14 protein-coding genes are annotated in these 14,962 nt (G+C 31.3%); 8 read left to right on the top strand and 6 right to left on the bottom strand.

Features of this window, described 5'->3' with window-relative positions:
- The first annotated feature begins 352 nt into the window (after window positions 1-352).
- Window positions 353-1,831 carry a malate dehydrogenase (quinone) gene (gene mqo, locus AC2D8K_RS08030; RefSeq protein ID WP_002452408.1) on the top strand — a complete coding sequence of 493 codons (1,479 nt, stop codon included), beginning with the start codon at window positions 353-355 and terminating at the stop codon, window positions 1,829-1,831.
- 58 nt (window positions 1,832-1,889) lie between these two features.
- On the opposite strand, the gene AC2D8K_RS08035 is transcribed toward mqo, so the two are convergent.
- From AC2D8K_RS08035 to AC2D8K_RS08050, 4 genes are all read right to left on the bottom strand, one after another.
- Window positions 1,890-2,354, bottom strand: a complete 465-nt coding sequence (locus tag AC2D8K_RS08035) for a DUF3021 domain-containing protein (protein WP_002452407.1) — start codon at window positions 2,352-2,354, stop codon at window positions 1,890-1,892.
- Window positions 2,351-2,734 (bottom strand): LytTR family DNA-binding domain-containing protein, encoded by a 384-nt coding sequence (locus tag AC2D8K_RS08040; protein ID WP_232501537.1) that lies wholly within the window; start codon window positions 2,732-2,734, stop codon window positions 2,351-2,353. Before AC2D8K_RS08040 ends, AC2D8K_RS08035 begins: the two co-directional genes overlap by 4 nt.
- A gap of 118 nt (window positions 2,735-2,852) precedes the next feature.
- Window positions 2,853-4,220 carry a sensor histidine kinase gene (locus AC2D8K_RS08045; RefSeq protein WP_145505542.1) on the bottom strand — a complete coding sequence of 456 codons (1,368 nt, stop codon included), beginning with the start codon at window positions 4,218-4,220 and terminating at the stop codon, window positions 2,853-2,855.
- Window positions 4,213-4,887 (bottom strand): response regulator transcription factor, encoded by a 675-nt coding sequence (locus AC2D8K_RS08050; RefSeq protein WP_002452404.1) that lies wholly within the window; start codon window positions 4,885-4,887, stop codon window positions 4,213-4,215. The genes AC2D8K_RS08045 and AC2D8K_RS08050 overlap by 8 nt, the downstream gene beginning before the upstream one ends.
- A gap of 133 nt (window positions 4,888-5,020) precedes the next feature.
- Between AC2D8K_RS08050 and AC2D8K_RS08055 the strand changes: the two genes are divergently transcribed.
- Together AC2D8K_RS08055 and AC2D8K_RS08060 are read left to right on the top strand one after the other, a co-directional pair.
- The gene (locus AC2D8K_RS08055) at window positions 5,021-6,079 is read left to right on the top strand and encodes an ABC transporter permease (protein ID WP_002452403.1); all 1,059 of its coding nucleotides are present in this window, start codon (window positions 5,021-5,023) and stop codon (window positions 6,077-6,079) included.
- A complete protein-coding gene (locus tag AC2D8K_RS08060) occupies window positions 6,079-6,753 on the top strand; it encodes an ABC transporter ATP-binding protein (protein WP_002452402.1) in 675 nt (224 codons plus the stop codon). The genes AC2D8K_RS08055 and AC2D8K_RS08060 overlap by 1 nt, the downstream gene beginning before the upstream one ends.
- Window positions 6,754-6,813: 60 nt before the next feature.
- On the opposite strand, the gene AC2D8K_RS08065 is transcribed toward AC2D8K_RS08060, so the two are convergent.
- Entirely contained in the window at window positions 6,814-7,776 is a 963-nt protein-coding gene (locus AC2D8K_RS08065) for a YdcF family protein (protein WP_484698421.1), read from the bottom strand.
- A 181-nt stretch (window positions 7,777-7,957) separates the two neighbouring features.
- Here AC2D8K_RS08065 and tcaR point away from each other — a divergent pair, with 181 nt between their 5' ends.
- The 3 genes from tcaR to tcaB all read left to right on the top strand — a co-directional run bounded on the left by tcaR (window position 7,958) and on the right by tcaB (window position 11,474).
- A complete protein-coding gene (gene tcaR, locus AC2D8K_RS08070) occupies window positions 7,958-8,416 on the top strand; it encodes a MarR family transcriptional regulator TcaR (protein ID WP_002452400.1) in 459 nt (152 codons plus the stop codon).
- Between the two features lie 256 nt (window positions 8,417-8,672).
- Window positions 8,673-10,088: a membrane-associated protein TcaA gene (tcaA, locus tag AC2D8K_RS08075; RefSeq protein WP_002452399.1), complete on the top strand. Its 1,416-nt coding sequence runs from the start codon at window positions 8,673-8,675 to the stop codon at window positions 10,086-10,088.
- Window positions 10,089-10,268: 180 nt separating this feature from the next.
- A complete protein-coding gene (gene tcaB, locus AC2D8K_RS08080; protein WP_002452398.1) occupies window positions 10,269-11,474 on the top strand; it encodes a putative multidrug effflux MFS transporter TcaB in 1,206 nt (401 codons plus the stop codon).
- A gap of 71 nt (window positions 11,475-11,545) precedes the next feature.
- Here the strand turns inward: tcaB and AC2D8K_RS08085 are convergent, their stop codons facing one another.
- Complete coding sequence (locus AC2D8K_RS08085; protein WP_002452397.1) at window positions 11,546-12,097, bottom strand: TetR/AcrR family transcriptional regulator; 552 nt, start codon at window positions 12,095-12,097, stop codon at window positions 11,546-11,548.
- A gap of 116 nt (window positions 12,098-12,213) precedes the next feature.
- Between AC2D8K_RS08085 and AC2D8K_RS08090 the strand changes: the two genes are divergently transcribed.
- Window positions 12,214-12,861 carry an HlyD family secretion protein gene (locus AC2D8K_RS08090; RefSeq protein WP_002452396.1) on the top strand — a complete coding sequence of 216 codons (648 nt, stop codon included), beginning with the start codon at window positions 12,214-12,216 and terminating at the stop codon, window positions 12,859-12,861.
- 12 nt (window positions 12,862-12,873) lie between these two features.
- On the top strand, window positions 12,874-14,841 hold the full coding sequence (locus AC2D8K_RS08095; protein ID WP_002452395.1) for a DHA2 family efflux MFS transporter permease subunit: 1,968 nt from the start codon (window positions 12,874-12,876) through the stop codon (window positions 14,839-14,841).
- The last annotated feature ends 121 nt before the right edge of the window (window positions 14,842-14,962 follow it).

Below are 14,962 nucleotides of genomic sequence, written 5' to 3' on the forward strand. Positions count from 1 at the left end.
GATATATTACCAATATTTAGAAAACATCTATTTGGTTGAAATATAGATATATATTAATTTCAATTTAATTATCCTAAGATGATTAATTATAATTATATTGTACAATAGGTGATTGTTTTCATTAAAATAGTCATGTTATGGTACAATATAAAATGTTTTAAGTGTCATGTTTTAGGTAATGGATTGAGTGATTATGACTAGATTTCATGAATAATAAAACCAAGACGACATGATGTTTAGAAAAGAAAAACATTATTGATTTTATTTTTTTATCTAATTAGAAAGCGCTTTAATATAAGTCTAGATCATTTGATGTTTCATTAATCAACTAAAAAGGGGGACTGTATTTGTTATGAGTACACAACATAGCAAAACAGACGTCATCTTAATTGGTGGCGGTATTATGAGTGCAACACTAGGAACATTATTAAAAGAATTAACGCCTGATAAAGAAATCAAAGTATTTGAAAAGTTAAATCAACCTGGTGAAGAAAGTTCAAATGTATGGAATAATGCTGGTACAGGGCATTCAGCATTATGTGAGTTGAACTATACCAAAGAAGGTAAAGATGGATCTGTAGATATTAGTAAAGCGATTAAAATCAATGAACAATTCCAAATTTCTAAACAATTTTGGGCATATTTAGTTAGAACAGGTCAGTTAGAAAATCCTGAAAACTTTATCCAATCAGTACCACATATGAGCTTCGTTAAAGGTACAAACAATATTGAATTCTTGAAACGTCGTGTAGAAAGTCTTCAAAAAAATGTATTATTCGGTAAAATGGAAATTTCTGAAGATAGAAATAAAATTGCTGAATGGGTACCGTTGATGATGGAAGGTAGAACAGATGACGAACCAGTTGCAATTACTTATGATGAAACTGGTACAGATGTTAACTTCGGTGCTTTAACTAAAAAATTATTCAGTAATTTACAACAAAAGAATGTTGAAATTCAATATAAACACGAAGTGTTAGATATTAAAAAACAAAGTAATGGGACTTGGTTAGTTGAAGTGAAAAATTTAACGAATAATCAAGTAACAACTTATGAAACTGACTTTGTATTTATTGGTGCAGGCGGTGCAAGCTTACCATTACTGCAAAAAACAGGTATCAAAGAATCTAAACATATCGGAGGGTTCCCGGTAAGTGGATTATTCTTAAGATGTAAAAATCCTGATGTAATTAATCGCCATCATGCGAAAGTGTATGGTAAAGCAGAAGTGGGAGCACCACCTATGTCTGTACCGCACTTAGATACTCGATTTGTGAATGGCGAACGTTCATTACTATTTGGACCATTTGCAGGTTTCTCACCTAAATTCTTAAAAACAGGTTCATACTTAGATTTAATTAAATCAGTAAAACCCAATAATATCGTAACGATGTTATCAGCAGGTGTTAAGGAGTTTGATTTAACTAAATATTTAGTATCACAATTAATGCTTTCAAACGAAGAAAGAGTTGACGACTTACGAGTTTTCTTACCAAACGCTAAAGATGAAGATTGGGAAGTCATTACTGCAGGTCAACGTGTACAAGTGATTAAAGATACTAAAGATGCCAAAGGAAACCTACAATTTGGTACAGAAGTGATTACGTCAGAAGATGGCACATTAGCAGCGCTACTTGGTGCATCACCAGGTGCATCCACAGCTGTAGATATCATGTTTGACGTCCTTCAAAGATGTTATAAAGATGACTTTAAATCATGGGAACCAGCTATTAAAGAAATGGTACCTTCATTCGGTTTAAACTTATCAGAACATGAAGATGTGTATCACGCAGTAAATAAAGAAATTGTTAAATATTTAAAAGTTAAATAATAAAAGGAAAGCGCCTCTCTTATAAGTAGATCAACTACTAGTAAGAAAGGTGTTTTTATTAATGATTAGAATTAAATTTGATAAGCTTTTCATTAATGTTTTTGATTTCTTTTTTTGTTTTTAAGTAACTTATAAACCATATCAAGATGTAGATGCCTATGAAAATGATGGTGTATGAAACTAAACTCATCATTTTTAAGGGGAACCAACCTGCTAAGATTGCAAGGATAGTAAATGGAAAATAACTACAAATAAAATGAACAAATGTAGATTTTGTAATACTCCAATCAGTAGCATTGAATATTAGGCTATTAAATGAAAATAAAAGACCTATTAGCATCCAAATAGACATTGATATTAACATAATGATAGGCTCTGAAAAATGATGGTAATAAATTGTGCCCATTGTTGAAGACGGTGACAATGGATGATAGTGTCCATTAGCATAGAGAAAACTGAAAAAATTAGAAAGCAATAATCCAATCATTAAACTAATGAAAAGGGATTTATAAATATTTTTCATAATGATAATCTCTCCTTAATTGATTTTAAATATCTTCTAGAGGAATAAGTGTAATCATCGTCTAAGTTCTTTAAATACATACGTATTAATCCGTTTGCTTCTAATTGTAGTTTAATAATGGCATGTTGATTAACAATTTCAGACTTAGATATACGAATGAAAGTGTTTGGGAGTTGTTCTTCTAACTCATATAGTCGGTATTTAGTATTGAAAACTTTGCCATTTATTTCGGTTAAACGATCAATGTCTTCAACAGTTTGAATTATTTTTTGTACACTTTTATCCATTTGTGGTGAATGGATTTCTACAAATTGCTTTCGTTCAGTGGGGCTAATAAATAATTTTAATTGCACAGGTGTAACCTCCTCTATATCAATCATTAAAACATAATAATTATTTGGAAAAGGATAAATAAAGATAAGCGGTTAATATATAAAGCTATGTGGTTAATTATCAAAGATAATAACCACATAGCTTTATTGCTCATTTGTGAAAGTATTATATATTTTTGGGCAAAATAATTGTAAAGGTTGTACCATCTTGATGGTTACTAGTAACGTGTATTTTTCCGTGATGGAGCTGGATTATAGATTGTGTAATAGCTAGACCCAACCCGTTACTATTGTCATCTGTACTACGCTTGTAAAAGCGCTCAAACAAATGAGATTGCTCTAACGTGTCGATGATATCACCTTGATTAGTAACTTGAATTTGAATGCCTTGAGCTATTTGTTTCAATTCAATATTAATGAGTGATGCATCGTAAGAATACTTGATGGCATTGCTAATAAGATTACTAACGGCCTGATGTATCAGTCTTTCATTTCCTAGGAAATAAGTAGACTCTAAATCTGACATCAGCATAAGTGATTTTTGATCGATAGCGTAATGTTCATGTCTTACAATGTGATTGATTAATTGATCGAGTTGAATATAATCCGAAAATGTTAAATGCTGTGCATTATCTAGTTCTGAAAGTAATAGTAATTCTTTTGTTAGTTCGCTCAACTGGTTTGTAATTTGATAGATATGATTAATACTTTGTTGACGTTCGTTTTGACTTTTAGCGCGTTCTAAATCGACTAATGATTGTCTAATGTGTGTGAGTGGTGTTTTAATTTCATGTGATACATTCTGAACAAAATGTTGTCGCATTTCATCAACTTGCTTTAAAGATTGACGCATCATATCAAAGCGATATTGTAGTGTGCCTATTTCATCTTGACGGGTCTGTTTGATAGGAGTGTTAAAGTCCCCATTCATTAATCTTTCTGTACCTTGTTTTAATTGTTTAACAGGCCTAACAATGGCATAGGTTGAAGCGATGACAAGTGAAATAGAGATTAATAATAATAAAGTTAAGAGTACTGCTAAAAATAATCTAAACTCACTAAATGTTTCACCAATATCAGGACGCATAAAGACAGCGACGTTTTCGTGATGATTTTTAAATTGTAAACCTACAGTGTTATCCGTTTCATTATCGAAAAAGCCTGTTACAAAAAGTTCGAAAGGCTTATTTTTAATACCGTGATATTCGTTGCCATTTAAGACACTTTTAATATGACGTTGTGATAAGTTGTCTTTTCTAAATTTTGCACCATAGAATGTTTTCTTACCATCCTGATCAACTGTCATAATTTGATAATTCATCTGACCAAGATGTTTAAAGTAATGATTAAGTTGATTATTATTGTAACTTTCAAAATCTCTTGATTCTTTTAACATTGTCATGATTTTCGCATCATTAGACGCCTTTAAATTAAAATGGTAATAGATATTTGTCAAAATAAAACTAATAAAGGCACTGAATAATATGACAGTAATAGTATAGACAGCGATTCTGATATATAACGTTTTAAACATGATGTTCTACCTTATAACCTTGACCACGTACTGTTTTAATTGTCACGTCTGAATCTAGTTGCTGCAATCGTTGTCGCAATCGTTTTATATGTACGTCAATAGTTCTTTCATCACCTTCGTAATCATAACCCCATATTTTTTCGATAAGATGTGTCCTAGAAAATATTTGCTTTTCATTTGAAGCTAATAGAAATAAAAGTTGAAATTCTTTGTTAGGTAATGTCATCGTTTTACCATTTACTACTACTTCCATATAAGCTTGATGTAACGTTAAATTCCCAATCGTTAATGTTTCATCCGCATGGATGTGGTAACGACGTAAGACAGCCTTAATACGATAGATCAACTCTTTAACTTCAAAAGGCTTAGTTAAATAATCATCCGTCCCACTTATAAATGCACGTTCTTTATCACTAAGTGCATCTCTCGCCGTTAACATAATCACTGGTAAATCATAAACTTCTTTAATCATATGACATAATTCAAATCCATCCATCCCATGCATCATAATATCCACGATTGCAATATCGACTGGATGATTATCAAGAAAATGAAGTGCTTCTTCACCATTTGTATGGGTATATGTATAGAAATGTTCTTTTTCTAAATGTGTTACAACGTAATTTAATATTTTAGGATCATCATCTACAATAAGGCAACGATTCATATCCACACTCCTTTTTTCCTTTATTATACAATGAATAAATTTTAGAAAACAATGTATGCTTGAGTTCACATTCAGTTCACAAATGTTTCTTATGATACAACTATCAACAAACATAGTTTAGGAGCGAGTATGAATGAAATTAGCATGGAATGAAATTAAATTTTATAAGTTTAGATATGTATTAATCATGTTAATCATTGTCTTATTAAGCTTAATGGTGTTATTTATTAGTGGTTTAGCACAAGGACTAGCTAGAGAAAATGTGTCTATGTTCGATCAATTTAAATCAACACATTATATTACTCAAGATATGAAAGAACCTCAGATTGAAAAATCTCATCTATCATCAAAACAGCAAATGAAAATTAATAAGGTGATTAATATAAAGCCAACTCAAATGAATATACAAAGTTTAGAAGTGGCTGGTAATAATGATGAAGATGTACTCACAATGTATTCTCCACAAGAACAGCAATTTGATTTGAAGGAAGGACAACTACCTACAAAGAAGAATCAAATTGCAGTAAATCAAAAACTGACAGGTGAAGGTATTAAAATAGGGGATGTTATTCAGTTCAAGCAACATCAACAAACATATAAAGTCACAGGTATTCTTGATGATGCAATGTATGCACATAGCTCTATCGTATTGATGGATCAAAAGGGGTTCCAGGATATTAATAGACAATATGCGTTATTTTATCCTGTTAACACACTATCTCAACAGGAAGAAAAGCAAATAAACGATATTCCAGGAATCAAAGTGACGAGTACCGATGAATTGAAAGCAAACATCGCAAGTTATCAAGCTGAACAAGCACCTTTAAAAATGATGGTGATGAGTCTGTTCGTTATTACAGCAATCGTACTGAGTGCTTTCTTTTATGTCATGACCATTCAAAAAGTATCAGAAATTGGCATTTTAAAAGCAATAGGAATCAAAACAAGACATTTACTGACTTCTTTATTACTTCAAATTCTAATAGTGACATTATTATCCGTAGTCATTTCAGTCGGTATAATTGCTGGTATTGCTATGATTTTACCTGTGACCATGCCATTTCATTTAAATACAATAAATTATATTTTAGTGATTGGTATTTTTATTATCGTTGCTATAGTCGGCGCATTATTATCATTTATTAAAGTTGTTAAGGTTGATCCAATAGAAGCAATAGGAGGTGGAGAATAGTGTCATTACAAGTTAATCATATTGTGAAAACATTTGGTAAAGGAGATACTGAAACAAAGGTATTGAAAAATATTGATATCACAATTGAACCAGGAGAGTTTGTTATACTTTCTGGTGCTTCAGGTTCAGGAAAATCTACTTTATTATCCATTCTAGGTGGTATACTTTCTCAAACAAAAGGAGAGATTAATTACCAAGGAGAGCCATTATTTTCAAATACTCGACGTAATACTGAACGTCGTTTAACGGATATTGGATTTATATTCCAATCATCTCATTTAGTGCCTTATTTATCAGTGATGGATCAACTTACAATTGTAGGAAGAGAAACAGGAATGTCTAAAAAGGAAGCTTATCAACGAGCGTCTAAGTTATTAACGGACATTGGATTATCAGACAAATTAAATGCCTTTCCTCATATGTTATCGGGTGGACAAAAGCAAAGAGTTGCGATTATGAGAGCATTGATGAATGATCCTAAACTGTTATTAGCAGATGAACCAACAGCTAGTTTAGATGCTAAACGAGCATTATCCGTAGTAAAAATGATTAAAAAGGAAATTATAAATAATGATATGTGTGGCATTATGGTCACACATGACCAACGATTGTTTGAATATGCTGATAAAGTCATTTACCTTGAAGATGGCAAGATTGCAAAGTATATCAATTGATAGAACATTTATAAAAAAGTGTCTTATGTACGTAAGAATGTAGCGTATACAAGACACTTTTTATTTTATCCATAAAATGATGATACTTATCCAAAATGTGAGTGCAAAATATATCGTTAAAAGTAATCGGTATTGATACATCACGCCTAAAAAGTCTCTAATTAAAACAATATGGAAGAAATGATAGGGCGTATGACTGCCAACACCATAGGTTGGAATATCTAAATTTTGGGCTAACTTGAGTGCTCGCAATATATGAAACTGACTTGTGACACATACCATCTTTGGCATATTGTTGAAATATTGAAGAATAATTTCTTTAGAGTATACAAAGTTTGTGTGTGTATTAGTAGATTGTTGTTCTAATAAAATATTGTCATTAGGGACGCCTTGTTTAATCAAATATCGTTGCATTGCGATTGACTCTGGTATAGGTTCATCTGGCCCCTGTCCGCCTGATACAAGTAGTTGAGGCTTATGTTCAGAATGATGATAAATTTCAAGTGCACGGTTTAATCGTTCTTTTAACATTGGTGTCACTTCTTCAGTAAATATACCTGCCCCTAATACAATAATTAAATCCACTGATTGATTGAAATGACGTGAACCAAAGACAGATGACCATATGAGATAACAAAGAAATGCAAATAATGTTGTAAATCCAATCAAACATAGCCATAATGCAATGCCATTAATAATAAGTAACGGTGACAAGCTAATATAGAAACAAGCACTTATAAATAACGTTAAGCGCATGACGCTCAAACCCATTTGTTTAATAAATTGACGACCACGCGAATTAAACAAAATAGCATGGTGTTTAAATAAACAAAATGAGATTAAAATAAGCATAAGCACCATCAATTCATATGGAATGCTATACGTAATGAGATGAAATATTAAATTTAAGAAACCTAATATAATAGTAGAAATAAATCCTGTCACACTCAAAGTGACGTACTGGTTAATTAATAATGACAAGACAATCATGATGATAAGTAATGTTAAAATCAAAGGAATCATGCGCGCGCACCTCAATATTGTATGTACATATAAATGTAGTTGATAGTAAATAAATAAGCAACTCAAAAGTTATTGTGATAAAACTGTTTTAAAGGTTTCATTTTATAATTTTTCTTGATATCATTTATAGGATGAAAAATAAATAATTTATATAAATCAACACGGTCTTGAGGAGATATATATGACTAGACAATTAGAAGATCATATCGCATTTTTAGAAATGTTTATCAATAATGTAAATACTTTAACTGCTAAATTGTTGAAAGATTTACAAAATGAATACGGCATTTCCGTCGAACAATCCAATGTTTTAGCAATGCTTAATAATGAATCGATGACAATAAGTCAAATTACAGAAAAACAAGGTGTTAATAAAGCAGCGGTAAGCAGAAGAATTAGTAAATTATTAGATGCAGGATTAGTTGTTCTAGAAAAGCCCAATGCTAATATCGATCAAAGGCTTAAGTTTATAAATTTATCTAAAATAGGCAAGTCTTACATGGAGAAGCGTAAAACATTGATTAATGATATCGCAATGGATTTTACAAAAGATTTCTCTTCCGAAGATTTAGATCAAGTTAGACATGTCTTAGAAGTTATTAATTATCGAATGACAAATTACAGCTCTAAATTATCGTAAATATCATTAAATAAACACTATACATAATAGAAGTTTTAGGAATATAATTTGATAATAGATGAGTCATAAGACTAAATATGTATGTTGTTGGAAATCATTTAGTTATATAATGAAATTATCTGTAATAATAGAATGTATATTGATTGAATTATTGAAATTAATAATAAATTAATCGTTTTTAACAATAGATATAAATTGTAGATGTGAAATATTTTTTAAACTGACGAGTGTTTGGAAATTGAGTAGAGGTGATAAGATGAAACAGTGCCCTCAGTGTGGTGCTTCTGTGGATAAGGATGCACACACTTGTCAAAATTGTGGCCAGTCAATAAAAAAAGAAACAAAGAATAAAAGTAAGCAAAGTAATAGCGAACAACATGAAAACAGCACAAATCAATCTTCAAATAAAACGACAAATATAAAGATTAGAAAGATTGTACCAGTTGCGATTATATTTTTTATTATCATCTTATTGGTCATTTTATTTTTCCTATTAAGAAATTTTAATTCACCTAATGCTCAAACAAAAATTTTAGTCAATGCGATAGACAATGACGATAATCAAAAAGTGGCTACATTACTCAGTACTAAAGATAATAAGGTAGATCCTGATGAAGCTTCGGCATATATTAAATATATAAAAAAAGAAGTAGGAATTAAAAACTTTATTAGAGATGTCAGAAATACAGTTGATAAATTAAATAAAAGCCATTCTAGCGTGGCATCTTATATTCAAACAAGGGATGGTCAAGATGTGTTACGCGTGAGTAAAAATGGGACACGATATCTTATATTTGATAATATGAGTTTTAATGCGCCGACGAAACAACCGGTTGTCAAACCGAAAGTAGATACAAAATATGAATTTAAATCCGGTGGTAAACGTAAAAAAGTAATTGCAGAAGCGGATAAAACAACGCCATTAGGCTATTATATTCCAGGTAATTATAGTATTGATGCTACTAAAGAAACGAAGAATGGTGTGTTTAGTGGGAAACTTGACTTTGATTTTAAAGCTACAAATAGTGAGACCGTCAATGTGACTGAAGATTTTGATGAAGCACATCTCAACATTAAATTAAAAGGTGCATCTAAACTTACTGATAAATCAAAAAAAGTGATTATTAATGATCGTACGTTATCATATTCAAATTCTAAAGAGTATGGTCCATATCCTAAGAATAAAGATATCACAGTATCTGCTGAAGGTTCAGCTAAAGATAAAACTTTCGAATCAGAAACTAAGACCATTAAAGCTTCAAAACTTAAAGATAATACGACAATCACATTAGATTTCGACAGTGATGAAATTGATAAATATGTTGCTAAAAAAGAAAAAGAAGAAAATAGTTTGAAAAACAAACTCACTCAATTTTTTAGTGGGTACTCATTGGCATTAAATTCAGCAATGAATGAAAATAACTTTGATTTAATATCAAGTTACTTTAAGAAAAACACTTCATTATATGACACCATGAAACATCAATTAGAGAATAATCAATTAGTATCATTTCAAACAAATCAAGTCATAAGTGCAAGTCAAAGTGGAGATAAAGTGAAAGCGACGATCCAACAAATAAATGAAAATGGTCAATTGATTAATAAAGATTATGAATTAGAAGAAACATCCAAAGGTAATGATTTTAATTTAATTAAAGAATCTAACGAATAAATAGTAATGATGGGCGTAGGACATGTGATCTTATTTTAAATAACGAACACTGACCTGCGTCCTATTTTTATATGTAGGGAGAAAAATATTCAATTGCATAAAATAGAATGTATAGCGTAATATATTGATATATGTAAAAATCTAGCCATTTACTAAATAAATATTAAGGTGGTTTCAGAAATGAATCAGAAGGTACAATCGAAAAAGCAATCCCCTATATTTGTAATCATCTTAGGTGCACTTACAGCAATTGGTGCATTATCTATAGATATGTTTTTACCGGGATTACCAGAAATTAAAAATGACTTCCATACAACAACGTCAAATGCACAACTCACATTATCATTATTTATGATTGGGTTAGCGTTAGGAAACTTATTTGCTGGTCCTATATCAGACGCGACCGGAAGAAAGAAACCGTTATGGATATCCATGTTCATTTATACATTAGCAAGTTTAGGTATTGTCTTTGTTACTAATATCGAAGTAATGATTGCGTTACGCTTTATTCAAGGTGTAACAGGTGGGGCAGCTTCCGTTATTTCAAGAGCTATTGCCAGTGATATGTATAAAGGTAAGGAGTTAACAAAATTTTTATCATTACTCATGTTAGTAAACGGTGTTGCACCAGTTATTGCTCCAGCAATTGGTGGTATTATTTTAAGCTTCGCCGTTTGGAGAATGGTATTTATTATATTAACTGTATTTGGCATATTAATGGTTATTGGTTCTCTAACCAAAGTTCCTGAGTCTTTACAGGAAGATGAAAAAGATAGTAACGGCATTAAAGAAATGTTTAAAAACTTTAAACATCTATTAGCGACACCTAAATTTGTATTACCAATGTTAATTCAAGGATTTTCATTTATTATGTTATTTACCTATATCTCAGCATCACCTTTTATTATTCAAAAAATATATGGCATGTCAGCGTTACAATTTAGTATTATGTTTGCAGCGATTGGCATTACTTTAATTATTTCAAGTCAATTAGTGGGTGTACTTGTCGATCGAATAGAGAGACGACAATTGTTAAAAATTGTGACATATATTCAAGTACTTGGCGTTGTGATTGTAGCTATGACACTGCTTAATCATTTGAGTTTTTGGATATTAGTCATTGGATTTATTGTCTTAGTTGCACCGGTTACAGCAGTCGCAAGTTTAGGCTTTTCAATTGCTATGGATGAAAGTACAAAAGGGCGAGGCAGTGCTTCCAGTTTATTAGGATTGGTACAATTTCTATTAGGAGGACTTATGTCTTCATTAGTTAATGTCATGGGCGAACATAATGTAACACCTTATGTTGTGATTATTAGTATAACAGCAGTAATTATGATTATTTTACAGACTATTTATACGAGACTACAACGTCGAACATCATAATTGGTTTGAGTAACGATACAAAAAATAGCCAGAAAATGAGTTATATATGCTCATTTTCTGGCTTAATTTGATTATCTTTGTAATTTAATTGTATTTGCTAATAGGTTTTCAGCAATTACTTCTGGAGACTCTTTGCAACCATTGCGTAACCAATAAAATATGACACCAACTTGTCCACCGATAGAATAGGTGATGAACAATGATTTATTTTGAATTGAATTTGGATAATCTTCAATCACATTTTCATAAGCAACTTTAGTAGCGTTAAAATATTCCATTGCTAATCCTTTATTAGGATATGTAATAAATATAGCTCGATAGAATGCTTCTTTACGTTTAATATATTTCGTAACAATTAAAAAGAATTTATATAACTTAGTTTTATCGACACGCACACTTTCAAAGTTGTTATATAAAGACTTGAGTAATTTCAAATATTTAGATAAATGATAATTTTGAATTTGTTCTAATAAATCATATTTATCTTTGTAATGATCATAAAAAGTAGAGCGATTAACGCCACTATAAGCACAGATCATTTTAATCGTTATTTCGTCGAATGGGTATTCATCTAATAAATCTATCATACTTTGAATAATTTTAAATTTAGCTCTTCGTTTCATAAGCAGTCCCTTTGTTATCAATCCGACACATTTTTTTAAAGTGTCGGTGTTATTTTTATCTACATGTATCTATAATAGATAAAGTGAATTTTAAAAGCAAATAGGAGGATATATTCATGAAGAAAATGGTATTAATTAATATCATTACTATCATTGTGTTGATTGTTATCGGAGTAGTCGGTTTCTACTTCTGGAACAATGCAACGAGCTATGTTAGTACTGATAACGCCAAAGTAGATGGCGATCAAATGAAAATAGCAAGCCCTGCTTCAGGTGAAATTAAATCACTTGACGTTAAACAAGGTGAGAAACTTAAAAAAGGCGATAAAGTTGCTGAAGTTGTAGCTCAAGGCGAAGGTGGTCAATCTAAAGAGATGAGCATCAAAATGCCTAAAGACGGCACAATCGTTAAAACAGATGGTATGGAAGGTTCAATGGCTCAAGCTGGGAACCCAATCGCTTATGCGTACAATTTAGATGATTTATATATTACTGCTAACGTTGATGAAAAAGACGTTGCTGATATTGAAAAAGGTAATGACGTTGATGTTGATATCGACGGACAAAAAGCAACTGTAAGTGGTAAAGTCGATCAAATCGGTGATGCTACAGCAGCTAGCTTCTCATTAATGCCTTCATCTAATAGTGATGGTAACTACACTAAAGTATCACAAGTTGTACCAGTTAGAATTTCTCTAGATTCTGAACCATCTAAAAATGTTGTTCCAGGTATGAACGCTGAAGTCAAAATTCATAAAAATTAAGGGGGTCATTAAATGACAACGACCTTCATTATTGTTTATATTTTAATCGCGCTCATACTTCTTGGTTTGATTAATTTCTTCATCGTTAAAAGTAAGAAAAAATCTAAAAATCAAAAAGTGGAACAACGCTCAACAAAAGGTTCTGAGAGTCAATCATATCAATCTAAATTTAAAGCAAGTGATTTAGAAAAATCTGAGTCACAAACATCATCTCCAAATGATTTTAGTTCTACTTCTAATCACATTGAAGATGATAAAAGAAAACATCATTTCGAATCTATAAATGAATCGGATGATTCTATAAAGAATGAACAAGGGACGTTACGTCGCTCTGAAGACACTTCTCATAAATCAGATGTGGAGAATGAAGTTGACGAAGTTCACAAACCAATCAACCCTAACTCAGAAGAGGCTAGAGTTAATGAGAAGATTAAAAATCAACAGTCTGATTTTATCTTCGGTAAAGGTATCACAAGAGGTAAGATTTTAGCGGCAATGTTATTTGGTATGTTTATTGCTATTTTAAACCAAACTTTATTAAATGTTGCCTTACCTAAAATTAATACTGAATTTAATATTTCTGCATCAACTGGTCAATGGTTAATGACAGGATTTATGTTAGTTAACGGTATTTTAATACCAATAAGTGCTTTCCTATTTAATAAATATTCTTATAGAAAGCTATTTATTATAGGTTTAGTACTCTTTACATTTGGTTCATTGATATGTGCGATTTCAATGAACTTCCCGATAATGATGACAGGACGTGTTTTACAAGCTATCGGTGCTGGTATCTTAATGCCATTAGGTTCTAATGTTATTGTTACGATTTTCCCTCCAGAAAAACGTGGTGTAGCAATGGGAACAATGGGTATTGCCATGATTTTAGCACCAGCAATCGGACCAACATTATCTGGTTATATTGTACAAAATTATGACTGGAACTTAATGTTCTACGGTATGTTCTTTATCGGACTTGTTGCAATTGCAGTTGGTTTCTTCTGGTTTAGACTGTACCAAAGAACAACGAATCCTAAAGCCGATGTACCTGGTATTATTTACAGTACAATTGGGTTCGGCGCTTTATTATATGGTTTCTCTGAAGCTGGTAATAAAGGTTGGGGTTCAACTGAAATTGTTTCAATGTTTATCATTGGTATTATTTTCATTACCTTATTTGTTATTAGAGAATTAAGAATGAAAGCACCAATGTTAAATTTAGAAGTTTTAAAATACCCAACATATACACTAACAACAGTGATAAACATGATTGTTATGATGAGTTTATATGGTGGTATGATTCTTTTACCAATCTATTTACAAAATCTACGTGGTTTCTCAGCGTTAGATTCAGGTCTATTAATGCTTCCGGGTGCATTAGTAATGGGTGCCTTAGGTCCTATTGCAGGTAAATTACTTGATACGATTGGTATTAAACCATTAGCTATTTTTGGTATTGGCGTTATGACATACGCAACTTGGGAATTAACTAAATTAAATATGGATACACCATACTTATCAATCATGGGTATTTATGTTTTACGTTCATTTGGTATGGCATTTATCATGATGCCTATCATGACTGCAGGTATGAACGCATTACCAGCGCGTTTAATTTCTCATGGTAACGCATTTGTAAATACGATGAGACAATTAGCAGGTTCAATTGGTACTGCAATTCTTGTTACTGTAATGACTACACAAACAACAAATCATGTTGCTGCATTTGGTGAAGAATTGGATAAAACTAATCCAATGGTTCAAGACCATATGCGTGAATTAGCACAACAATTTGGTGGCGAACAAGGTGCCATGAAAGTGTTATTACAATATGTAAACAAATTAGCTTCTGTAGAAGGTATAAACGATGCATTCATCATTGCAACTATTATAAGTTTAGTAGCACTTATTTTAAGTTTCTTCTTACAAAGTAAGAAAAAAGCAGATGCATCAGCCGCTAAATCAAGAGCAGAAGACTAAGACAAATTGATTAAGACATGACTTAATGAATAAAAGTAATAAAAAGAAGATGATAAAAATTGTGTTGTGGGGGCATGATTTTTATGGGATCGGTATCGACTTCGATATCGATCCCATTTTT

The organism is Staphylococcus sp. 510, assembly GCF_057219715.1.